This is a genomic window from Pandoraea sp. XJJ-1 (genome assembly GCF_026802345.1).
Classification (GTDB): Bacteria; Pseudomonadota; Gammaproteobacteria; order Burkholderiales; family Burkholderiaceae; genus Pandoraea; species Pandoraea cepalis.
In genome coordinates, this window is sequence record NZ_CP113827.1 from 735,033 (window position 1) to 758,660 (window position 23,628).

19 protein-coding genes are annotated in these 23,628 nt (G+C 63.0%); 10 read left to right on the top strand and 9 right to left on the bottom strand.

All coding sequences use genetic code 11. From position 1 onward, the window contains the following. Positions 1-62 precede the first annotated feature (62 nt). Together OYT13_RS03305 and OYT13_RS03310 are read left to right on the top strand one after the other, a co-directional pair. Positions 63-1,049, top strand: coding sequence for an AAA family ATPase (locus OYT13_RS03305; RefSeq protein ID WP_261939244.1), 987 nt, complete (start codon positions 63-65; stop codon positions 1,047-1,049). After that, positions 1,046-2,797 carry a cobaltochelatase CobT-related protein gene (locus OYT13_RS03310; RefSeq protein ID WP_268567239.1) on the top strand — a complete coding sequence of 584 codons (1,752 nt, stop codon included), beginning with the start codon at positions 1,046-1,048 and terminating at the stop codon, positions 2,795-2,797. Before OYT13_RS03305 ends, OYT13_RS03310 begins: the two co-directional genes overlap by 4 nt. A gap of 21 nt (positions 2,798-2,818) precedes the next feature. On the opposite strand, the gene OYT13_RS03315 is transcribed toward OYT13_RS03310, so the two are convergent. From OYT13_RS03315 to OYT13_RS03335, 5 genes are all read right to left on the bottom strand, one after another. After that, positions 2,819-3,586 carry a sulfite exporter TauE/SafE family protein gene (locus tag OYT13_RS03315; protein ID WP_017235480.1) on the bottom strand — a complete coding sequence of 256 codons (768 nt, stop codon included), beginning with the start codon at positions 3,584-3,586 and terminating at the stop codon, positions 2,819-2,821. Then, positions 3,583-4,623, bottom strand: a complete 1,041-nt coding sequence (gene pta, locus OYT13_RS03320; RefSeq protein WP_017235481.1) for a phosphate acetyltransferase — start codon at positions 4,621-4,623, stop codon at positions 3,583-3,585. Before pta ends, OYT13_RS03315 begins: the two co-directional genes overlap by 4 nt. An 80-nt stretch (positions 4,624-4,703) precedes the next feature. Further along, positions 4,704-6,536, bottom strand: a complete 1,833-nt coding sequence (gene xsc / locus OYT13_RS03325) for a sulfoacetaldehyde acetyltransferase (protein WP_442796454.1) — start codon at positions 6,534-6,536, stop codon at positions 4,704-4,706. Between the two features lie 176 nt (positions 6,537-6,712). Next, positions 6,713-7,102 (bottom strand): nuclear transport factor 2 family protein, encoded by a 390-nt coding sequence (locus OYT13_RS03330; RefSeq protein WP_268567240.1) that lies wholly within the window; start codon positions 7,100-7,102, stop codon positions 6,713-6,715. Between the two features lie 34 nt (positions 7,103-7,136). Beyond that, positions 7,137-8,570, bottom strand: a complete 1,434-nt coding sequence (locus OYT13_RS03335) for an NAD(P)/FAD-dependent oxidoreductase (RefSeq protein WP_017235484.1) — start codon at positions 8,568-8,570, stop codon at positions 7,137-7,139. Between the two features lie 300 nt (positions 8,571-8,870). Here OYT13_RS03335 and OYT13_RS03340 point away from each other — a divergent pair, with 300 nt between their 5' ends. The 4 genes from OYT13_RS03340 (at position 8,871) to OYT13_RS03355 (ending at position 13,281) form a co-directional block, all read left to right on the top strand. Then, positions 8,871-9,071, top strand: coding sequence for a DUF3311 domain-containing protein (locus OYT13_RS03340; RefSeq protein WP_026132274.1), 201 nt, complete (start codon positions 8,871-8,873; stop codon positions 9,069-9,071). A gap of 108 nt (positions 9,072-9,179) precedes the next feature. Then, a complete protein-coding gene (locus OYT13_RS03345) occupies positions 9,180-10,601 on the top strand; it encodes a sodium:solute symporter family protein (protein ID WP_017235486.1) in 1,422 nt (473 codons plus the stop codon). Next, on the top strand, positions 10,601-12,268 hold the full coding sequence (locus OYT13_RS03350; RefSeq protein ID WP_017235487.1) for an amidohydrolase: 1,668 nt from the start codon (positions 10,601-10,603) through the stop codon (positions 12,266-12,268). The genes OYT13_RS03345 and OYT13_RS03350 overlap by 1 nt, the downstream gene beginning before the upstream one ends. 68 nt (positions 12,269-12,336) lie before the next feature. Further along, the gene (locus OYT13_RS03355) at positions 12,337-13,281 is read left to right on the top strand and encodes a CobW family GTP-binding protein (RefSeq protein ID WP_261939796.1); all 945 of its coding nucleotides are present in this window, start codon (positions 12,337-12,339) and stop codon (positions 13,279-13,281) included. A gap of 36 nt (positions 13,282-13,317) precedes the next feature. Here the strand turns inward: OYT13_RS03355 and gabT are convergent, their stop codons facing one another. Both gabT and pdxR read right to left on the bottom strand, forming a co-directional pair. Further along, positions 13,318-14,601, bottom strand: coding sequence for a 4-aminobutyrate--2-oxoglutarate transaminase (gene gabT / locus OYT13_RS03360; RefSeq protein WP_017235489.1), 1,284 nt, complete (start codon positions 14,599-14,601; stop codon positions 13,318-13,320). 233 nt (positions 14,602-14,834) lie between these two features. Further along, complete coding sequence (gene pdxR, locus OYT13_RS03365) at positions 14,835-16,343, bottom strand: MocR-like pyridoxine biosynthesis transcription factor PdxR (protein WP_017235490.1); 1,509 nt, start codon at positions 16,341-16,343, stop codon at positions 14,835-14,837. A 171-nt stretch (positions 16,344-16,514) separates the two neighbouring features. On the opposite strand from pdxR, the gene OYT13_RS03370 reads away from it, so the two are divergent. The 4 genes from OYT13_RS03370 to OYT13_RS03385 all read left to right on the top strand — a co-directional run bounded on the left by OYT13_RS03370 (position 16,515) and on the right by OYT13_RS03385 (position 20,998). Then, complete coding sequence (locus OYT13_RS03370; protein WP_026132275.1) at positions 16,515-17,648, top strand: ABC transporter ATP-binding protein; 1,134 nt, start codon at positions 16,515-16,517, stop codon at positions 17,646-17,648. 57 nt (positions 17,649-17,705) lie between these two features. Continuing rightward, positions 17,706-18,740: an ABC transporter substrate-binding protein gene (locus tag OYT13_RS03375; RefSeq protein WP_150562377.1), complete on the top strand. Its 1,035-nt coding sequence runs from the start codon at positions 17,706-17,708 to the stop codon at positions 18,738-18,740. Between the two features lie 104 nt (positions 18,741-18,844). Further along, entirely contained in the window at positions 18,845-20,107 is a 1,263-nt protein-coding gene (locus OYT13_RS03380; protein WP_268567241.1) for an ABC transporter permease, read from the top strand. 3 nt (positions 20,108-20,110) lie between these two features. Further along, positions 20,111-20,998 carry an ABC transporter permease gene (locus tag OYT13_RS03385; protein ID WP_268567242.1) on the top strand — a complete coding sequence of 296 codons (888 nt, stop codon included), beginning with the start codon at positions 20,111-20,113 and terminating at the stop codon, positions 20,996-20,998. A gap of 147 nt (positions 20,999-21,145) precedes the next feature. On the opposite strand, the gene OYT13_RS03390 is transcribed toward OYT13_RS03385, so the two are convergent. Beyond that, on the bottom strand, positions 21,146-22,549 hold the full coding sequence (locus tag OYT13_RS03390; RefSeq protein WP_017235495.1) for an amino acid permease: 1,404 nt from the start codon (positions 22,547-22,549) through the stop codon (positions 21,146-21,148). 243 nt (positions 22,550-22,792) lie between these two features. Continuing rightward, on the bottom strand, positions 22,793-23,608 hold the full coding sequence (locus OYT13_RS03395; RefSeq protein ID WP_017235496.1) for an ABC transporter permease subunit: 816 nt from the start codon (positions 23,606-23,608) through the stop codon (positions 22,793-22,795). Positions 23,609-23,628 lie beyond the last annotated feature (20 nt).

Here is a 23,628-nt window from a genome sequence, read left to right on the forward strand (position 1 = left end):
GTTTCTAAAAATGGTTAACGTTATGATGCACCGAATTGGCTTTGGAACAGGAGAGGGACGTAATGGAGACCGCAACCCAACAACCGGATCGTCTGATCGATGCCCGCAGCGTATTCGGCATCGATACGGATCTGCAGGTGCCGGCGTTCGGCGAGCGCGATGACCATGTTCCCGAGATCGACACGGCTTACCGCTTCAACCCCGACGTCACGCTGGCGATTCTGGCCGGCTTCATGCGCAACCGGCGCGTGATGGTGCAGGGCATGCATGGCACCGGTAAATCCACGCACATCGAGCAGGTGGCGGCGCGGCTGAACTGGCCGTGCGTGCGAGTGAATCTCGACGGGCACATCAGCCGTCTCGACCTGGTGGGCAAGGACGCCATCGTCGTGCGCGACGGCCATCAGGTCACGGAGTTTCAGGAAGGCATCGTGCCGTGGGCGCTGCAACGCCCGGTCGCGTTGATCTTCGACGAATACGACGCCGGGCGTCCCGACGTGATGTTCGTGATTCAGCGCATTCTGGAGCGCGACGGCAAGTTCACGTTGCTCGACCAGAATCGCGTGATCCATCCGCACCCAGGCTTCCGCATGTTTGCCACGACGAACACCGTCGGCCTCGGCAACCTCAACGGCCTTTACCACGGCACACAGGTGCTCAATCACGCCCAGATCGACCGTTGGAATGTCGTGGCGACGCTCAATTATCTGTCGCGCGAGGACGAAGCGGGCATCGTGTTGGCGCGCGTGCCGGAACTGGACAACGGCGACGGGCGCACGCTCATCGACTCGATGGTGAGCGTGGCGGAACTCACGCGCAAGGGCTTCGCGACGGGCGATCTGTCCACGCTCATGTCGCCGCGCACGGTGATCAACTGGGCGGAGAACGTTGGAATCTTCCGCGATGCCGGGCTGGCCTTTCAGCTCACGTTCCTGAACAAGTGCGACGAGGCCGAGCGCGCCGTGGTGGCCGAGTATTATCAGCGCGCCTTCGGTTGCGAGTTGCCCACGAACGACGGCAGCCGGTCGCTGCTGGCCGATGCGTTATGACGATGTCCGAGCGCGAGGCGGCACGTCGCGCCGCGCGTGGCGAGGCGCTGTGCGCGGCGACGGTGCGCGCACTGACCGGCGACGCCGCGCTGCATTACAGCAGCGCGCGCCTGTGCCGGAACATGCGGCCGGTGCCGTTGCATGCCCCGCATCTGCAAACGCTGCCGGCACCCGCGGATCCGCTGGCGACGCTGCGCGGTGCAGCCGACGGCGCGGCGCTGCGGTTGCGGCACAGCGATGCGGCGTTGCATCGCCGCCTGCAACCGGACGCACCACTCGAGCGGCTGCTCTTCGAGCTGATGGAGCAGTTGCGCTGCGAGACGTTCATCCCGGCGGGCATGCCCGGCGTGGCGAAGAATGTGCGCGATCGCTTCGAGGCTTGGTCGCGCGCGATGCACATCGCTGGCGTGGCCGACAGTCATGTCGGGCTGCTGCTCTATACCGTCGCCCAGATGGGCTGGTCGCGGCTCACCGGCTATCCGGTCATCGAGGACACGGAAGGTCTCATCGAAGCCACGCGAATGGCCATCGCGCCACAAATCGGCGGCGCCCTCGCGGGCATGCGCCGAACGTGTGCCGATCAGGCCGCCTTCGCCGTGTACGCGCGCGCGCTGGCCGCCGATATCGCGGGCCTGATTCGTGCCGCCGGCGCTGACCAGGCCGAGGGCGATGCCAAGGACGACGAGGACGACGAGGACGAAAAAGGTGTGCGCAACGCGTTCTCGCTGTTTCTCGATATCGACGATCAGGAGGACGATGGCATCACGCTCGCGCATTCGGGCGATAGCCGCGTGCTCAAGGCGTCGGCGCAGGGCTACTGCGTATTCACCCAGCGTTACGACCGTGAGCTGTATGCCGGCACGCTCGTGCGCCGGGCGCTGCTGACGGAATTTCGCGAACGGCTCGACGAGCGCATCGTCGCGCAGGCGATCAACGTGCCGAGGCTTGCGCGCGCGCTCAAGGCGGCGCTGGCGGTGCCGCAGCGCGACGGCTGGTCGTTCGGCGAAGAGCACGGGCGTATCGACGGACGGCGGCTCGCGCAACTGGTCAGCTCGCCTGCCGAGCGGCGGCTGTTCCGGCTCGAAAAGCACACGTTGATTGCCGAGTCGATGGTGAGCTTGCTAATCGACTGTTCCGGGTCGATGAAGGCCCAGATCGAAGCGGTTGCGATGATTGTCGACGTCCTGTCGCGGGCGCTCGATGCGGCGGGCATCACCAACGAAATCCTCGGTTTCACCACCGGCGCATGGAACGGCGGACGCGCGCGCACCGATTGGCTCGCGCGCGGCAAGCCCAAGTTCCCGGGGCGTTTGAACGAAGTCTCGCATCTGATCTTCAAGGACGCCGTGACGAGTTGGCGCCGAGCCCGGTCCGACATCGCGTCGCTGTTCAAGGCCGATCTGTTCCGCGAGGGCGTCGATGGCGAGGCCGTCGAGTGGGCGTGCGAGCGGTTGCGCTCGCGCAGCGTCAACCGACGCCTGCTGATCGTGATTTCCGACGGCAGTCCGATGGACGCCGCCACCAACCAGGCCAACGACGACCACTATCTCGACCATCACCTGCGCGAAGTCGTGGCGCAACAGCAGGCGCTCGGCGATGTGGAAGTACTCGGGCTCGGCGTGGGTCTCGATCTCAGCCCGTATTACCGGAACTCGCTGGCGCTGGACCTGACGTCGCCGCCCGACATGACGATGCTCTCGCGACTCGTCGACTGGATCGGCACTGGTGGTCGTCGCGCACACACTTAACCGCCGCCCGCGTTGTCGTCCCTAAGCCATTTCCATCAACGCGCTCACCATCAAATGGGTGCCCAACAGGATCAACGTGAGAAAGGCGAGACGCCGCGTTGTCACGCTCGAGAGCGGAGGCGGATAACGGCGTGCGAACAGGGTGGCGAACGTCACGACCGGTAGCGCGACGGCCGCCTGCCAGATCATCGACGCGGGCAACTGTCCCGCGAAGGCACTGTAGAGCGTGCGGATCGACGCCGTGACGGCGAACAACAGAATCAACGCACAACGAATCTGCACCAGGGTGAGCGGCTGGCGATAGAAATAGAAGATCAGCGGCGGCCCGGAAATGCCGAACATCCCGCTGAGCAATCCGCCGAAGATGCCGCTGAGGAAGAACCCCGTGTCGCCGGAGCGCTCGGTCTTCGGCGCGGGGCGCAGCGCCGAGCCAATACCTCCGTACAGCACGACCGCGCCGAGCAGCAGATGCAGCGCGTTCGACGCGGTGCCATTCAGGTAATCGAAGAGCAACACGCCGACCACGACCGATGGCAGGATGCCCAGGGTCGCCGCGCCTACCGCCCGCCAGTCGATGTGATGCAGCGTGCCCGGCAGCGCAAGGGCGCTGTTTATCAGCGTGACCAGACTCACCAGAATGGCCACGCTCGCCACCGGCGCCAGCCCGAACCCGCTGGCGCCGCCCAGGACGATCATGCCCAGCCCGAAGCCCGTGACCGTCTGGAAATACGTGGCGAAGCCCAGCAACAGCATCAACGGCAGGTAGGCCGCAATGGCGTGAAGCGTCATGGCCGGGTGGCGAGCGGCGAGGTTCCGGTGAGCTTGGCCTGGGCGGCCTGCGCCTGCACGCAGGTCACGCCGATCACGTAATAGATATCGTCGGCGCTGCAGCCGCGCGACAGGTCGTTGGCCGGCCGGTTCAGCCCTTGCAGGAGCGGGCCGATGGCTTTCGCTCCGCCGATGCGTTCCGCGAGCTTGTAGCCGATATTGCCCGCGTCGAGATTCGGGAAGATGAGCGTATTGGCATGGCCCTCGACTTGCGAGTGCACGACCTTGCGCTGGGCAATCTCGGCGACGATGGCCGCATCGAGCTGGACGTCGCCATCGATGGCCAGGTCCGGCCGCGCCGCTTGTACGAGATGGGTCGCCTGGACCACCTTGTCGACGGCCGCATGCTTCGCGCTGCCGCTGGTCGAGAACGACAGCATCGCCACGCGCGGTGGCTCCATGAGCAGGGCGCTGGCACTGTCGGCGGCGGCCAGTGCAATCTGCGCGAGCTGGGCGGCGTCGGGATCGACGACCAGGGCGCAGTCGGAAAAGATCAGGCCGCCCTTCATCGTATGGAACGGCTCGCAGAGCATCATCAGGAAGAAGCTCGACACGAGCTGGAACGACGGCTGCACCCCGATGATCTGTATCGCCATGCGTACCACGTCGGCCGTGGTGTTGACCGCGCCGGCGACGGAGCCGTCGGCGTGGCCGAGTCGCACCATCATGTTGGCGAAGCCCAGCGGCGCGCGCATTTCCTCGACGGCTTGCTCGCGCGTCATGCCCTTTTTGGCGCGCATGCCGTACCAGGTCTCGGCGAAGGCATCGGTCAGCGGCGACGTGGCCGGATCGATCAGTTCCATGCCGGCCAGGTCGATGTGCGCCGCCTCGGCCGCTCGTTGTGTCTTGCCGATGTCACCAACGAGCAAGATGCGGGCGATGCCCTCGCGCGTGGCCCGTGCGGCGGCGGCGAGCACCCGCTCGTCTTCCGATTCGCACAGCACGATGCGCATCGGTGCGTGGCGCGCCGTGTCGATAATGCGATGGATGGCTTTCATGATGTCGATGTCAAAAAAAAGAAAGCGCCCCCGGCACCCACAGAGCCGGGAGCGCTGTCACACGAACGACCTCGACGACGTTAGACGTAGTCCTTGTACTTGTCGAGCATGCGCACCGGCTTGGCCAGCGCGTCGCGACGGAACGGGTCGCCCAGCTCGCGGGTACACATGATTTCGATGATCGTCGTCTTGCCGTGGTTCATCTGCAGGTCGATGGCCTTCTTGAGCGCCGGACCCACGTCTTCCAGACGATCGACCACGATGCCCTCCGCACCCATCGCGCGGGCGATGTTGGCAAAGCTCGGGCTATCGAGTTCGCCCGCCACGAAGCGGCGGTTGTAGAAGTCGACCTGGTTCTTCTTCTCCGCACCCCACTGACGGTTGTGGAAGACCACGGCCGTGACCGGAATGTTGTGACGCACGCAGGTGAGCGTTTCCATCAGGCTCATGCCCCAGGCGCCATCGCCGGCATACGAAATGGCCGGACGGTGCGGCGCGGCAACTTTCGCGCCGATGATCGTCGGGAACGCGTAGCCGCAATTGCCCCAGCTCATGGCCGCGAAGAAGCTGCGCGGCTTGTTGAAGCGCAGGTAGCTGTTCGCCACCGAGTTGATGTTGCCGATGTCGGTCGACACCATGACGTCTTCCGGCATGGCCTTTTCCAGCTCGCGCAACACCTGGCGCGGATGCAGATACTCGCCGCCGTTGAACGTGCGCTCTTGCTTCTGCTCTTCGATCATGTCGAGGCTGTACGGATCGCGCTCGTGGGTCCACTCGTCGAGTTCCTTCTCCCACGCGGCCTTCTCCGTGGCGATCTGGTCGGCGCGGGCGGCACGCGTGGCATCGCACGCGAGGGTGCGCTCGGCCAGACGCTGCGACAGCGCAATGGCGGCAGCCTTCGCATCGCCGCAGATACCGACCGAGATCTTCTTCACGAGGCCGAGCATCTTGTGATCGGCATCGATCTGGATGATCTTCGCGTTCTTCGGCCAGTAGTCCATGCCGTGCTGCGGCAGCGTGCCGAACGGTCCGAGGCGCGAGCCGAGCGCCACGACCACGTCGGCCTGCGCCAGCAGCTTCATGGCGGCCTTCGAGCCTTGATAGCCGAGCGGGCCGCACCACAGCGGATGGTTGGCCGGGAACGAATCATTATGCAGATAGCTGTTCACGACCGGCGCGCCCAGACGTTCGGCGAGCGCCTTGCACTCTTCGATGGCGTCGCCCATGACCACGCCGCCGCCCGAGATGATGACCGGGAACTTGGCTTGCGCGAGCAGTTCGGCCGCTTCGTTCAGGCGCTCGTCGCCGCCTGCACCACGATCGAGACGTTGCGGACGCGGAATCTCGGCCTTGATCTGGCCGTAGAAATAGTCACGCGGAATATTGAGTTGCGTCGGGCCCATTTCGGCCATCGCGCGGTCGAAGCAGCGGCCGGTGAATTCGGCCATGCGGGCCGGGTGGGTCACGTGGCCCTGGTACTTCGTGAATTCCTGGAACATCGGGAGCTGCTTGGCTTCCTGGAAGCCGCCGAGGCCAATGCCCATCGTGCCGGCTTCAGGCGTGACGATCACGACCGGGCTGTGTGCCCAGTAAGCGGCGGCAATCGCCGTCACGCAGTTGCTGATGCCCGGGCCGTTCTGTCCGATCACGACACCGTGACGGCCCGAGACGCGAGCGTAGCCGTCGGCCATGTGGCCGGCGCCTTGCTCATGCACCACCGGAATCAGACGAATGCCGGCCGGCGCGAAGATGTCCATCGCATCCATGAAGGCCGAGCCCATGATGCCGAACATCTCGCTCACACCGTTGGCGACCATTGTTTCGACGAAGGCTTCAGACGACGTCATGGCCTGCGGGCCACCGTCGGAGGCGGTCAGTTGTTGGGTGGCCGTAGCCGAATCTTTGGCGCTCATGGATGTCTCCAGTGAAAAATAAACGGAACAAATAATTCCGATTTAGTTGTGTAAGTGGAAATTTAGGCGAAGTATCTACCGTGGTCAATCAGTATTTTTATTATTTGGTACGTTTTGTATTGAAAAATGAGATTAACGACGACAGGGCCATGGATCCACGAGATGTCGGGGGCGTCTTAGAGCGCCGGGCGGTCTTTGCGGAAGGCGTTTTTCACTTCGATCTTGCCGTCGCGCAGGGTGAAGACGTCGACCATGCGGGCCTCGACGCGGGTGCCATCGGCTTTCGTGCCACGAAACGTCGATTCGGACACGCCGCGATTGCCGGTGACGAAATGCACGCCCTCGGTCCACGATGCGTCGGGGAAGGTCTCCCACGCGGACTGGAACGCGGTGCGCACGGCGTCACGGCCTTCGAAGGTGCGGCCCATCATGTCAGGGCCGGCGACGGCGTGGAACACGCAGGTTTCGGTCATGCAGGCCATGAGGGCGTCGATGTCGTGCCGGTTCCAGGCGTCATTGAAGGTCGTGAGCAACTGGATGTCGGTGGAGTCGTGTTGAGTCGTCATGGCAAATTCCAGAAAAGGCAAAGAGGCAAAGGGTTCAACGCGCTTCGTCTTGCGCGTGATACTTCTGATAGAGGAAGCGCTGGCCGATGCGGCGGAACGGCGCGAAGCCCTGCCACTGCACGGCGCCGAACACGTTCGGGTATTGGAGGGCCGAGTCGTAGATCGGCAGGTTCCACGACGGATCGCGCTCTCCGGCAATGCGTTGTGCGAGGCGGCGACCGGCATGCGCGGAGAACGACACACCGTTGCCGCCGTAACCCACTGCATAGAAGAGGCTTTGTCGCGGATCGGGCTGTGTCACGCGCGGCATCATGTCGTGGCTCACGTCGACCCAGCCCCACCACGAATAGTCGATGCGAATGCCGCGCAGCGCCGGAAACTTGCGGTGCAGGCCTTCGACGAGCACCGCCATGTGCTTCGGATTCTGTGCGTCGGCACCGGTGATCGAGCTGCGGCTGCCGATCTGCACGCGGTTGTCGGGCAGCAGACGGTAGTAGTAGCGCAGCGTGCGCGTATCGGTAATGACTTCGTGAGTGCGGAAGTTCGTCGCGGCGAGTTCGTCGGGCGTGAGCACGCGCGTCACCAGCGAGTTCGACAGAATCGGCATGATCTTGGCGCGCAGGGCCTTCGTCACGTCGTTGCGCGTGTAGCCGCCAGTCGCGAAGGCGACGGCTTTGGCGCGCACCACCCCGCGCGGCGTGCGCACGTGATGCACACCGTTGATCGTCTGCACATCCAGCACGGGTGTGGACGGATGCACGCGAGCGCCGAGGGCGCGGGCCATGCGCAGATAGCCGAACGCGAGCTTGAGCGGGTGCACGCCGATGCCGTCGGGCTCGTGCATCGCGCCGCAGTTTTCCTGGTCGTCGACATACTGCTCGCGAACGTCGTCGCGCGAGAGGATGCGCGTGTCGTAACCGAAAACGTCGTGCATGACCTTGGCTTCGTTGCGCAGGAATTCCATCTTGCGATCGCGGTGCGCGATGTAGAGATGGCCGCCCGGTTGAGGCTCGCACTCGGGCACTTCGGCGATGAGCGACTTGAACGTATTGAAGCCCTCGCGAATTTCGGCATCGAGACGCAGGGCCGTTTCCTTGCCCCAACGCGCGATCCATTGCGAGCGATAGAGTCGTCCGCTGGCGTTTTGTCCCTGGCCGCCGTTGCGGCTGGTACAGCCCCAGCATGTGCGGTTCGCTTCGAGCACCATGGCGCGAATGCCGTGCTCGCGAGCGAGGAACAGCGCGGTCGCCAGACCGGTGAAACCGGCACCGACGATGACCACGTCGACATCGGCATCGCCGGGCAGCGGGCCGTCGTCTTCGGGCGCATCGCCCGCGGTGGCGACCCAGTAAGTGGGCGCGTAGTCCATGCCGAGGCCGGGGCTGGCCGAGACTAGCGGATCGTAGAGGGGATCGTATGGCGCAGCTTCGGAGCGACGATCCAGCGCGAAGGTTTCAATCGTACCCACGGTAGGCTCCTGACGGAAATGTGACCATACTGCCAAGAACATTTTGCCGCGATTAGTACCACCGCCGCTTTGTGATGGTGCCAGTGAAAAGCGGCACCGTTGCAGCGTTTTCGCGGGTCGGTGAGCGCCTCTCTGGCACCACATTTTTGTCTCATGTGGCTCTAAACGGCGCGAATTTTGGCTGTGGATACTGGGCCAGAAAACCGGCCTCTGATCGTCATTCGGCGATGCGGGCCACGTGTGCGCCGCAGTGGCCGGTGCACACAAGCCGATCAACGCCTCGCGCAGCGGAGAGAGATGATGCTCAGATGGTTCATTGGTCTTGGATTGCCGTATCTCGGTGTCGTGGGAATGCTGCCGTGGGCGGCGTCCGTCGATCGCTACGTGCTCGGGGTGCCGTTCATTTACGGCTGGATTTTCCTGTGGTTCGTGCTCACGTCCGGCTGCCTTGCGCTGTGCTGGGCGCTCTTCGACCGACATACCGTCGAGGAACCGGCGTAACGGCCGTTTCCCCTTAGTGCCTGGCGGCCGGCGTGTTTTGCCGTCGTGCCCAGCTCGCGCAGACAGCGCGACCAGCGCTTCATTAACGAATCCCCGGAGATTGCGTCGATGGCAACCCTCATCTTTGCCGGCTTCATCCTGTTGTCGGTTTATCTCGCCTTGCGAGCGCGCGGAGGACGCGGCCCGCAGAGCGTGCACGATTTTTTCGTCGCGTCACGCCAGTTCGGCGCGTGGCTCGTGTTCTTCCTCGCGGCCGGCGAGATCTACAGCATTGGCACGATGGTCGGCTTTCCCGGCGGCATTTACGCCAAGGGGCCGACGTATGGCGTTTGGTTTCTCGGCTACATCCTGCTGGCCTATCCGGTCGGGTATTTCCTCGGCCCGAAGATCTGGGATGCGGGCAAACGCTACAACGCGATCACACTGCCCGATCTGTTCAAGGGGCACTTTCAAAATCGCTTTCTCGAACTCGTGGTGGCGGTGACCGCCATCGTCTTCCTGTTGCCTTGGGGCCAGTTGCAGTTCACCGGTCTGGTGGCGGCGCTCAAGGGGCTGGGGTGGAACTTCCAGCCGCTGTGGCTCATCGCTTTTTCGGCGATGCTGGCCTTCATCTACATCGCCATTGCAGGCGTGCGCGCGTCGGCCTATATCGCCGTTCTCAAGGACGTGCTGATGGTGGCCGCCATCGTCATCACCGGGGTGGCCGTGGCGTGGGAAGTGGGCGTGACGCCGGTGTTCCAGGCCGCGAGCCAGCACGTGAGCAACGCGATGAACACGCAACAGCTCACGTTCGCCATGACGACCATCGTCTTCCAGTCGCTCGGCATGTACGTCATGCCATTTGGCGTGCAGAACTTCTTCACGGCGAAAAGTGCCTCGACGATTCGCCGCACGCAGGTCGCCATGCCGCTGTACATGCTGATGTATCCGTTCCTCGTGCTGGCGTCGTATTACGCGATCAGCCGGAACATCACACTGGCGTCGCCGAACGAGGCGTTCTTCGCCGCCGTGACGCAATTGCTGCCGTCGTGGCTGGTCGGGCTCGTGGCGGCAGGAGCGGCGTTGTCGGGGTTGCTGGTGCTCGCGGGGATTTGCCTCGCACTGGGCCCCATCGTCACGCGAAACATTCTGTCGGGCATGCCTGAGCATCGTCAGAAAGCCAGCTCGAAGGTCGTGATCGTGCTGTATCTGCTGGGCTCCATCGTACTTACGCTGCTCACGCCGAACCTCATGCTGACGCTGATCAATATGGCCTATTACGGGGTGACGCAGTTCCTGCCGGGCGTGATCGCCGTGGTCCTGCGACTGCGTGTCCGGGCGTCAGCGGTCGCGGCCGGCGTGCTGGCCGGTCAGGGGCTGGCGCTCGTGCTTTACTTCAAGAATCCGGACCTTGGCGGCGTGAACCTCGGGCTGATCTGCCTGGTCGTCAACATCGTGGTGATGTCGGTGCTCAACTTGCTGCTTGGCGGCAGTCGCGAGCGTTCGATGGACACGGGGGTCGGCTCGCTTTCCACCTACAAGAAGTCGTGATGACAGACAGAGACAACACCGCAGCCAGCCGCGACGACATTCGCGTCTACGTCGCCCGCAAGATCCTGACGATGAACCCGGCGCAACCGGTTGCGACGCACGTGGCCGTGTGCGACGGCCGCATCCTGGCCGTCGGCGATTTGCAGGACATGCGGCGCTGGACCGACGCGGCACCGATCGACACATTGCGCGACAAGGTGTTGATGCCCGGACTGGTGGAGGGGCACTGCCACCTCATGGAGGGCGCGATGTGGGATGCCGTCTACGTGGGTTACTACGACCGGCGCGGCCCCGATGGACACTTGTGGGAAGGGTTGAAGTCGCCGGCCGCCGTGCTGGAGCGCCTGCGCGAGGCTGAGCAACGCATGACCGGCGACCCCAAGCCGTTGCTGGCCTGGGGCTACGACCCGATCTTCTTCGAGGGCGCGCCGCTCGTCGCGCGCGACCTCGATGCCGTGTCCGCCACCCGGCCCATTGCGATCCTGCATGCCAGTGTGCATCTGATGAATGTGAATTCGGCAATGCTCGCGCTGGCGGGCATCGACGGCGACACCGATGTCGAAGGCGTCGTCATGGGCGCTGACGGCGAGCCGACCGGTGAATTGCAGGAGTTCGCGGCGATGTTTCCGGTGTATCGGGTCATTGGGGAAGGACTATCGATTGCCGCGAGCGAGAGTGTTCGCGCGATCTGGAATTTCGGACGCGTTGCGCAGCTCGCCGGGGTGACGACGGCCACCGACCTCGTCAACGACTTGACGCCGTCGGGCAATGCGAATCTTCGCGAGGTGACAGGTGACCCGACATATCCGATCCGCATCGTGCCGGCGTTTGCGCCGCAGCGCTGCCCGGAAGGGGGGCCGCAACGCGTGTTGAGCGCGCGTGAGGGCAACACGGACAAGCTTCATTACGGGCCGGTCAAATTCATTGTCGACGGCTCGATTCAAGGCTTTACGGCGCGGCTGCGCTGGCCGGGATACCACAATGGCAAGCCCAACGGGCTCTGGCTGATTCCACCGTCGCAACTGGTCGAGACGTTCATGCCGTTCCACGCGGCTGGCCTGCAATTGCATATTCATACGAATGGCGACGAGGCGACCGACGTCGTGCTTGATGCGATCGAGGCGATGCTGGCGCTGCATCCGCGTGTCGATCATCGCCACACGTTGCAGCACTGCCAGATGGCCGATGCCGCGCAACTCACGCGAGCGCAGCGGCTCGGCATGTGTGTGAACTTCTTCGCGAACCACGTCTACTACTGGGGCGACGCACACTATCACCAAACGATGGGCCCGGATCGCGCCAATCGGATGGATGCCGCCGAGGTCGCCCGTCAGATCGGCCTGCCGTTCGCCTTGCATTCGGATGCGCCGATCACCCAGCTCAATCCGCTGTTCACCGCGTGGTGCGCGGCCAAACGGGAGACGTCGTCGGGACGCGTGCTGGGCGAGTCGCTGCGCTTGCCGGTGGCGGATGCCTTGCACGCGATCACGTTGGGTGCCGCGTTCTCGTTGGGAATGGATCATTTGGTCGGGAGTGTCGAAGTCGGCAAGTACGCCGACTTTGCCGTCCTTGAGGCGGATCCGTTCGAGGTGCCCGTCGACGATCTGCGACAGATGCCGGTGTGGGGCACGGTGCTCGGGGGCGAGGTGTTCCGCGCCCCGGCGTGACGACGATGCAAGGCAGTCAACCCCTCGCACCCGCAGCGGTCGCTGCGGCGCCCAGGCCTCCGATCCCGATGGTCGTCCTGGGCGGCTATCTCGGTGCGGGCAAGACCACGCTTGTCAACGCGCTGCTGCAAAATGCCGAGGGGTTGCGCGTTACCGTGCTCGTCAACGACTTCGGTTCGATCAATGTCGACGCGTCGCTCATTCGTGAGCGAGGCGACGACGTGATCGGACTTGAGAACGGCTGTGTGTGCTGCACCATTGGCGGACGCCTGGTCGAGACGCTGATCTCGCTGGGCGAGCGCGCGCAGCGGCCCGACTTGCTCGTGATTGAGGCGAGCGGTGTGTCCGATCCGCTGCGCATCGCGCAGGTGGGGTTGCTCGACAAGGCATTCCGCCTGCATGGCATTGTGGTGGCGGTAGACGTCGATGGCATTGACGCCGTACTGGACGATCGCTATGTCGGCGACATCGTCCGGCGTCAGATTGCGGCGGCCAGCACGCTCGTGCTGACCAAGACCGATCTGGTGAGCGACGCCAGGTTGCAGGCCGTCAGAGAGCGACTGGCATCGCTGGGGGCAACGCAGGTCGTTGTCACCGCGAACCAGGGCGTCGTGCCACCCGCCATTCTCTTTCCCGATGACGTGATGACCTTGCCCGGGTTGCTGAGCCCGCGCCCGATGGAGTCGGCATCACGCGCGTTGCCGCGTGGACTGCGCAGTTTCAGCGTCGCGACCGGTGGCGTGTTCGACCGGTCGCGACTGAAAGCGGCGCTGGCCCTGTTGGGCGACAAACTGCTGCGCGCGAAGGGCTTCGTGGCGCTGCAGGCCGGTCAGATGAGCGAGCTGCATGTCGTCGGGCGTCGTTCGATGCTCACACGTCGCTCGGATCTGCCTGCCGCGTCGTCGGTCATCGTGTTCATCGGCATTGTTTCGGACGAAGACGAGCGTCGGCTCACGCAGGCGCTCGAAGCCGCCATGCTTCGAGGCGCGTGCGACGACGAGGCTATGCGATAGGCGGCGTGAATTGCTGCGCGTGAAAACGAGGCACGCTCAGACCGTTACGTCGCTAAGTTCGAGCAAGGCTGTCTCCAGAATGCCGAGAGCTTCGTCGAACACCGCTTGTTCTATGGTCAGCGGAAACAGGAAGCGAATCACGTTGCCATGGGCACCGCAACTCAGCAGCAGCAGGCCCTGTTCCAGTGCGCGGGCCTGGATCCGTTTCACGACTTCCGGTGCCGGCGCTCCGGTTTGGGGATCGTGGAATTCCGCCGCTACCATTGCGCCCGGTCCACGCACTTCGACAAGCTGCGGCACCGAAGCCTGTAGCTTGCGCAGGCGCGCCTTCAACTGGTTGCCTAAGGTCTCGGCGCGCGATGAAAGCTGCTCTTCCTCGATCACATCCAGTACCGCATGCGCTGCCGCAACGGCCAGCGGATTCCCCGCATATGTCCCGCCCAGCCCCCCCGGCGCGGCTGCATCCATGATCTCCGTGCGACCGACGACTGCCGACAGTGGCATGCCGCCTGCCAAACTCTTGGCTACGGTCATCAGGTCGGGTATCACGTCGTAGTGTTGCATCGCGAAAAGCTTGCCTGTACGAGAAAAGCCGCTTTGCACCTCGTCCGCGATCAGCAGGATGCCGTGCTGCGTGCATAACGCGCGCAAGGCACGCACGAACTCCGGCGGCGCCTGGTAGAAGCCACCTTCGCCCTGCACCGGCTCGAAGATGATCGCGGCTACCCGCTGCGGGTCGATGTCGCTCTTGAACAGCTGTTCGATCGCCGCGAGGCTCTGCGCCGAGTCGATCTCGTGCAGTGCCGATGGGAACGGCACGTGGTACACCTCGCCAGGGAACGGCCCGAAACCCTTCTTGTATGGCTCGACCTTGCCCGTCAGCGCCATGGTCATCATTGTCCGACCGTGGAATGCCCCGCCGAATGCGATCACCCCCGTACGTCCCGTGGCGGCACGTGCGATCTTGATCGCGTTTTCGACAGCCTCGGCGCCGGTGGTGAAGAAGGCGGTCTTCTTCGAATGGTCACCCGGCGTGCAGGCATTCAAGCGCTCGGCCAACGTCACATACGATTCATACGGCACGATCTGGTATGCCGTGTGCGTGAAGCGATCCAGTTGTTCGCGAATCGCCGCTACGATCTTGGGGTGACGATGCCCTGTGTTGAGCACAGCGATGCCGCTGGCGAAGTCGATGAAACGCCGTCCTTCGACATCCCAGAGCTCGGCATTTTTCGCTCGTTCCGCATAGAAATCGCACATGACTCCGATCCCGCGCGGGGTGGCGGCATTTTTGCGCGCGTGAAATTCCGCATTCAACATTTCGACTCCTGAGTGGTCCGGTTGCCGCGCCGAGGTTCGGCACGATCTGGCTGATAGTTCGGAATATACTCAGGTCTGGTTCTTAAAAAAGAGCCATTTCATTATCTTTGATGGAGCCGCTTTTTTGGCGAATGAGGTGCGGCTTCGCCTCGGATGGGAATGGACAGTCGCTGAGGGAGAATCGTGCCCGCCGATCCGAATGGCTGAGCATTGGTATTTTCGGCAGCGCTTGTCTACGGCTTCAGGTGCTTTTCGATGACGCGGGCGAGGCTGTCGAAGGCTGGCTCAATACGGTTGTTGGGCACGCACGCATAGCCGAGCAACAGGCCCGATTGTGCCGAGGCTGGGTCGATGTAATAGCGCGTCAGAGGCCGCACCACGATGCCCGCTTCCAGTGCTTCGTCGGTAATTCTCTCATCCGAAATGGGGTTATCGTGCGGGTCTCGTGACTGCCCATGCAGGCCAAGCACCAGGTGCAATCCGGCTTCGTCGCCCATCACCGGCAGCGCATCGCCGAAGTTGGCGCGAATCGTATCGATCAACAAGGTGCGCCGCTCGCCGTACAGCGCGCGCATATGTCGAATGTGCGAGGTCAGGTAGCCATCGATGATGAAGTCGGTCAGCAGCGCTTGCTGCATCAATTGGCCTTCGCGATACAGCTCCGACAGGCCGGTGCGAAAGTGTTCGATCAGGTTCTCGGGCACGACCATATAGCCCATGCGCAAACCGGGGAACATGGTCTTGCCGAAGCTACCGACATAGATGACCTGACCTGCCGTATCCAGTCCTTGTAGCGATGAGATCGGCCGGCTGCCATAGCGAAATTCGCTGTCGTAGTCGTCCTCGATCACCCAAGTACGATGCTTGCTCGCGAAATCCAACAGCATTCGGCGGCGCGACAGGCTCATTACCATCCCCATCGGATACTGGTGCGATGGCGTGACGAGAATCAAGCGCGGTGGTGGGCCCTGCATGTCCTCCACGCTCGGGTTGAGGCCTTCGGTATCGATCGGGATCGGCTTCAGTTCGAGGCCCGACATCCGGAACACGCTGCGCACACCCCAATAGCACGGCTCTTCCAGCCACGCGACGTCGCCAATATCGCTCAGCAGCTTGACTGCCAGGTCGACCGACTGATGCACGCCGGTCGTGATGATGATCTGATCGGGATTGCAATTGACCGAACGTGCCACGCGCAGATAATCCGACAGGGCACGTCGTAACGGACGGTAGCCGCTGCCCGATGCATATGTCAGCAGTTCATGGCTGGGTTGGCGCCAGAGCTTGGCTTGGAGGCGGTTCCATGTCTTGCTCGGGAATTCGGAGGTGTCCGGTACGCCGGGCATGAAAGCACCCCATTGTCGCTTTGATACGCCCGCCTGATCGATCATTTGCTGCCCCCGCGTCGACAAGCGCTTGTGCGGCTGCTCGTGCGATGTCATCTCCGAGGCGGCCGTATCGACAGCGCGCGCGGGCCGCGTATCCGCCACGTACGTGCCGCTGCCCGTGGACGAAGTGACATAACCCTCGGCAGTCAGTTGGTCATAGACGTGCAGCACGGTATTGCGCGCCACCCGCAAATCGGATGCGAGCGTTCGCGAGGAGGGCAGCTTCGTGCCGGGCGGCAACTGGCCGCTCAGGATGGCCTGCTGGAGCAGGCTATTGATCTGGCGATATGCCGGCTCGCCGCCCGCCTTGTCGAGATGCTGGATCAGCCAGTCCGACAGAATGATTGCGTCCAAAGTGGTCCCATCCAGAATAAAGAAATGGTTCCCTATTGTAGGGCCAAGTCAGTCTATATTCGGATTCAAGTTAAGTTCCACGGCGTCGCAAACGTCGTGACGCCCTAAGCGCATTGGGCTTGTCGCGCTTCGGTGCGCGCATATCAACCAGGGATGAAGAGGCCCGCGATGGTGAACAGCAAACAGGTACTGGTGAGTTTTCGTCGCGTGAGCAAGACCTACGACGGCGAAACGTTGGTGGTCAAACAACTCGACCTCGACATCTACCAAGGCGAATTCCTGACCTTGCTGGGGCCGTCGGGATCGGGCAAGACCACTTGCCTGATGATGCTGGCCGGGTTCGAGTACCCCACCGGCGGAGAGATCTGGCTCGACGGTGTGCTGCTCAACACGGTGCCGCCGCATCAGCGCAATATCGGCATGGTTTTTCAGAACTACGCACTTTTTCCACACTTGAGCGTGGCGCAGAACGTTGAATACCCGCTGAAGGTGCGCCGCGTGCCTGGCGCCGACCGTGCGAGGAGAGTGGCCGCAGCGCTGGATATGGTGCAGATGGGGAGTTTTGGCAAGCGCTATCCGGCGCAGTTGTCGGGGGGGCAGCAGCAGCGTATCGCGTTGGCACGCGCACTGGTGTTCGAGCCGCGTCTAGTGTTGATGGACGAGCCGCTGGGTGCGCTCGACAAGCAACTGCGCGAACACATGCAACTGGAGCTCAAGGCGTTGCACGAGAGGTTGGGCGTGACTTTCGTGTATGTGACGCACGATCAGGGCGAAGCGTTGACGATGTCCGATCGTGTCGCCGTGTTCGATCAAGGTTATGTACAGCAGCTCGATACCGTGGACCGCTTGTATGAGTCACCGTGCAATCAATTCGTTGCGAACTTCATTGGCGACAGTAACCGCCTGCGCGGGGTGGTCTCACAACTGGGGGACGACTACTGTACGTTGCGGCTCGCGGACGGAAGCGAGGTTCGCGGCATGAGCGTTCACGCGTCGGCGGCTCGCGACGTCGGCAGTACGGGTCGTCGCGCCCAGATTGGCGAAGTGGTGAGCGCATGCATCCGCCCCGAACGCATGCGCCTGATTGACCCGGCTTCGTCGGTCGACGGCGGCGTTAATGGCGTGGTGGGACGTGCAGCCGGCCTGATCTATTTCGGCGACCACGTGCGCATGCGCTGCCAATTGCCGCAGCAGGACGAATGCTTCGTGAAGGTGCCGCTGGGAACGCCGGCGCTCAAGCACTTTGTGCCAGGCGTACCGGTCGCGCTCGCGTTTGAGCCGGAACATCTGCGCGTATTCACTTGATCAAGATATCCCGTTTCCTTGTCTAGTTGTCCGTCTGACCATCAACAGGAGTTGAAGATGAAGAAGGTTGTAAACACAGTATTCGTCGTTGCCGGCGCCATGCTGTTCGGCGTTGCCCAAGCCGCCGACGTGACCGTTGTCAACTTCGGCGGTGCCAACGGCGACGCCCAGAAAGCAGCTTTCGTGCAGCCGTTCGAGAAGGCCACCGGCCATCATGTGACGAGTGTCGAGTACAACGGCGAGCAGGCCAAGGTCAAGGCCATGGTCGAAGCCAAGCGTGTGAATTGGGACTTGGTCGAAGTCGAGTCCGGTGACCTTGGCCGTGGCTGCGACGAGGGATTGTACGAAAAGCTCGACTGGAGCAAGATCGGGCCGAAGAACGGGTTCACGCCCGCCGCGGTGCAGACCTGTGGCGCAGGCATTTTCATCTGGTCGACGGTTTTGGCATACAACGCCAGCGCGCTCAAGACTGCGCCGACGGGTTGGGCCGATTTCTGGGATACCAAGAAATTCCCGGGCAAGCGCGCGATGCGCAAGGGCGCACGCGGCAATCTTGAATTTGCGCTGATGGCCGACGGCGTTGCGCCCAAGGATGTCTATCGCGTGTTGTCGACCAAGGAGGGTGTCGATCGAGCCTTCAAGAAGCTGAGCGAACTCAAGCCGTCGATTCAGTGGTGGGAAGCGGGCGCTCAGCCACCGCAATTCCTGGTGGCCGGTGACGTTGTCATGTCGACGGCGTTCAACGGCCGCATCGATGCGGCGCAGCGCGAGGGAAAGAACCTGAAGGTGGTCTGGAACGGCAGTATCTACGATCTCGACTACTGGGCGATTCCGAAGGGATCGCCGAAGAAGGACCTGGCACTGCAATACATCGCATATTCGCTGTCGACACCCGCGCAGAGTGCCTATGCCAAGCACATAGCCTACGGCCCGGTCAACAATGAGGCGGTCAAGTCGCTCGATGCCTCCACCCTGAAAGACTTGCCTAACTCGCCGGCTAACGTGACGACTGCTGTGCTTCAGAACATCGACTTCTGGACGGATCGCGGCGATGAACTCGAGCAACGCTTTGCGGCATGGGCCTCGAAATAAGACGATGTAGCAAGCCTATGCTTCGGGTTCGCGCGGCACCGACGAGCGAACCCGAAACGGTTGTGGAATCGCAAGATTCGACGTCGAGAAAAGAGATCTCCTACATGCAAACCGCAACACTGGCCGTTGCCGAGAACATGCGACTCGTTAAAGACGAGTTGCGTCAGACCCGGAATCGAAAGCGGATCAAGGCGCTGGCCTTGGTTGCACCGCTGGCGATTTTTCTGCTCCTGATCTTTGTCGTGCCGATTGCGATGCTACTCACTCGCGCGGTCGAGAATCCCGAGGTCGTCGGCGCCTTGCCCACGACAAGCCGCACGCTGCACGGCTGGGATCGCACGCAGTTGCCCGGCGACGCCGCGTACGTCGCACTGATGAGTGATCTGACGGCGCTACAGGACGGCGATAGCCTTGGCGGCCTCGCGCGACGCCTCAACACGGAATTACCTGGATTTCACACACTAGTGATGAAGACGGCGCGGGCGTTGCCGTTTACCGATGACGACGGCAAGACAGTGCCGCTCACACAGGCGCGCGAGCGGCTGGTGAATTTTGATGCGCGATGGGGCGAACTGCCCTATTGGCAGGCGATCGCCAAGAACAGCAGCCGCTACTCTGCGTTCTATGTGCTCGCGGCGCTGGACCATCGGCAGAATGCGTTCGGCGAAGTGGTGCCGGCCGACCCGGACGCGTCGATCTACCTGAACATCTTTGCGCGCACTTTCGGCATCAGCGCCGTGGTGACATGCTTCGCCTTGTTGATCGGCTTTCCGCTTGCCTATTGGATTTCGACGCTGCCGGGCCGGCGCGCGAACTTGATGATGATCCTGGTGTTGATCCCATTCTGGACGTCCATTCTCGTGCGTGTCGCCGCATGGATCGTGTTGCTGCAGGGGCAAGGCTTGGTCAACAAGGCACTGATGGCGAGCGGCATGACACGCGCGCCACTCGAGCTGCTTTTCAATCGGGTCGGCGTGTACATCTCAATGACCCATATCTTGTTGCCCTTCATGATCTTGCCGCTGTATAGCGTGATGAAATCGATTCCTCCGACGTATCAGCGCGCGGCCGTCTCGCTGGGGAGTCATCCGTTCGCGGCATTTTGGCGCGTCTATTTGCCGCAAACCTATCCGGGCGTTGGCGCTGGCGCGCTGCTGGTGTTCATCCTGTCGATCGGCTACTACATCACACCAGCGTTGCTGGGCGGACCCAACGACCAGATGATCAGCTACTACGTGGCCTATTTCACGAACGTTTCCATCAATTGGGGTATGGCGTGTGCATTGGGCGGCCTGTTGCTTGCCGCCACGCTCGTGCTGTATGTGGTCTATGGGCGCCTGACGCGCGCGGAATTGGGCATGGGGTGAGCAATGGGACAACCAGCAATCAATTCTCATAACGCGTATCAGGAGCCGCCGGCAACCGGTGGTCGTCCATCGCGCTTTCCGCCGTATGTTTCCCTGGTCGAGCGGCTCTGGTACTACCTGCTGCGCGCGGGTAACGCGCTTACGCTGTTGTTCCTCGTGCTGCCGGTTCTGGTGATGGTGCCGCTGTCGTTCTCGGACAGCACCTTCCTCGCGTATCCGATCCCGGCGTACTCGCTGCGCTGGTATCACAACCTGTTTAACTCCGACGAGTGGATGTCGGCGGCACGCAATAGTTTCATTATTGCGCCGTTGGCCACCTTGCTGGCGACGATACTGGGCACGCTGGCTGCAACGGGGCTGAACCAGGTGCAATTTCGCGGCAAGGCGATCCTGATGGCGGTGCTGATGTCACCGATGATCGTGCCGGTGATCGTGGTCGGCGTCGGCATGTATCTGTGCTTCGCGCCGTTGGGGCTGGCCGGCACTTACCTGGGCATGGTGCTGGCGCACGCCGCGCTGGGCGCACCGTTTGTGGTCACCACGGTGTCGGCCACCTTGCGGGGTTTCAACCAGAATTTGGTGCGTGCGAGCCTGTCGCTGGGGGCAGGCCCCCTGGAAACCTTTTTTCGCGTAACGCTGCCGGTGATTGCGCCAGGGGTGATATCGGGGGCGCTGTTCGCCTTCGCGACCTCGTTTGACGATGTGGTCGTGACGCTGTTTCTCGCCGGACCGGGGCAGGCGACGCTCCCGCGTCAGATGTTTACCGGGATTCGTGAAAACATCAGCCCGACCATCGCTGCGCTTGCGACCATCCTGATCGTCTTTTCCACTTGTCTGCTACTTGTGCTCGAGTGGCTGCGGGGGCGAGGTGCCAAGCGTAACGCTACATAAGCGCACGTTGGCCCGTCCGAAGGCATGCCGCATCGTCTCGATGCCAGCGGTAGTCCGCGAATGAGGGCGGTGGTAAGCGGTCGTCGGAATTTGAACGTTCGCCCATCGACAGAATCTCTGCCACCGCCCTTGTCACACCGACCTATCTCAGATCTCGAAGCCCGGGTCCGGCGAGCGCAGCTTGCGCCAGATCGACCGGACGGTGAACGCCACGAGCAGGACCGTCAGGCTGGCCACCCCGAGGGCGAGCGGCGTGCGTTGGTCCGGGATGAAGGCCATTGCCCCGACAATCGACAGCATGCCGATAATCGCGACCCAGGTGAGGTACGGGTAGCCCCACATCCGAATCTTGAGCTTGCCCGGCGCCTCGCGTTCCAGCCGCTTGCGCAGCTTCAACTGCGAGAAGGCGATGAGCACATACACGAAGATCGCTACCGTGCCGTACGAGTTCACGAGAAAGGCGAACACCGTATCGGGCGACACGTAAGACATCACTACGGCCGCATAGCCGAACAGCGTGCCGATGAGAATGGCGCGAACCGGCACGCCACGCGCATTGAGCTTGGCCAGCGAGCGCGGGGCATCGCCACGGCGCGTGAGCGCGAAGAGCATGCGCGACGAGGCGTACAAACCCGAGTTCAGTGCCGAGAGCACGGCGGTCAGCACCACGGCGTTCATGATGTGCGCCGCTGCCGGAATGTGCATCGCTTCGAGCGCGCTCACATACGGCGTGGCCATGCTGGCGGAGTTCCAGGGCACGAGCATCACCACCAGCAGGATCGAGCCGATGTAGAAGAACAGCACGCGGCCGATGACCGAATTGGTGGCGCGTGCCACGGCTTGCTGCGGCTCGGCGGCTTCGGCGGCCGCAATCGTCACGATCTCCGCGCCGAAGTAAAAGCCGGTCGCCGCGACCGCACCGGCCATCACCGGGCCAATGCCGTTGGGCATGAAGCCGCCGTGCGAGAGCAGGTGTCCGGTGCTTGCCACCGCACCCGGCCACAGGCCGAACACAAAGAGCCCGCCGAGGAACAGGAACACGACGATGGCCGCGACCTTGATCGACGCGAACCAGAATTCGAACTCGCCGTAGGACGCCACCGACACCAGATTCGTCAATGTCAGCACCACCAGCAACGCGAGACTGATGGCCCAGGCCGGGATGCCGGGGAGCCAGAACTGGATCAGGTTGGCACCCGCGACCGCTTCGACCGCGACCACGATCACCCAGAAGTACCAGTACATCCAGCCTGTCAGAAAGCCGGCCAGCTCACCGCCGACCGGCTTGTCGTTCCAGGCGAGCCGTGCGTACTCGTAGAACGACCCCACCGCGGGCAGCGCACACGCCATCTCGCCGAGCATGCGCATCACGAGCACCACGAGCGCGCCGGTAATCAGGAACGACAGCACGGCCGCCGGGCCGGCGGCATGCACGACTACGCCACTGCCGACGAAGAGGCCCGCACCGATCACGCCGCCCAGCGCGATCATGCTCATGTGCCGCTGCTTGAGGCTCGATTGCAGATGCGTGCCCTGTTCACGATTGGCCATGACGACCTCCCGTGATGGGGCGTGCGATGCGCACGGCGCTATCGCAGACGCTGATGGAACAAGGGGAGAGGGAGAACCGGGGGGGAACCGCCAATGCGACAACGCGCCGCTCACGGGCAACACGCCCGACCTGCAATGTCTCGACTACCACACAACCTCCTGAAGACCTTATCTGACGGCAGGTGCGGCGGGGGGAGCCGCCCTGCGTCTTTTGTAATGACCAACGGACCTGCTTACGTCTTGTCAGACCTTGCCTTTCCAGGGCACCAGCACGCGCTCGAGGTAGCGCATGATCAGATCGAATCCGAACGCGAAAAAGCCGATCACGATGATCCCCATGATCACGATGTCCGACGCGAGGAATTCCGCCGCGTTGAGCACCATGAAACCGAGTCCGCTCGATGCCGCCACCATTTCGGCGGCGACCAGCGTTGTCCAGCCCACGCCGATGCCGATGCGCATGCCGGTGAAGATCTCCGGCAGCGCCGACTTCACGATCACGTGCATGACGATCTGGCGCGGCGAAGCGCCCATCGAATAGGCCGCGTGAATCTGCTCCATCGACACCGAGCGCACGCCTGCCCGTGCCGCAATGGCCAGCGGGGCGAAGATGGCCAGGTAAATCAGGAACACCTTCGAGAATTCACCGATGCCGAACCAGATGATGACGAGCGGCAAGTAGGCCAGCGGCGGCAGCGGGCGGTAGAACTCGATCGGCGGATCGAACACGCCGCGGCCGATGCGCGACACGCCCATGAGAATGCCCACCGGGATGGCGGTCACACAGGCCAGCGCAAAGGCGCCGAAGACGCGATACAGACTCGCGAGCGTGTGCTCCCACAGTGTCGAGCCGGCAAAGCCCTCCGTGGCGACCTGCATGAACTTCTCGATGATGGCGCGCGGTCCCGGCAGGAACAGCGGCTTGATCATGCCCGACGACGTAATGGCGATCCAGAGCAGCAACAGCGCAACCACGGTCACGACGCTGATCGCCAGGCTCGGGCCTTGGCCGGGGGCGCCGAACGACTCACCGGCCTTGACCGGGCGCGGGGCAAACATGCGAGCGAAGAAACCGCGCC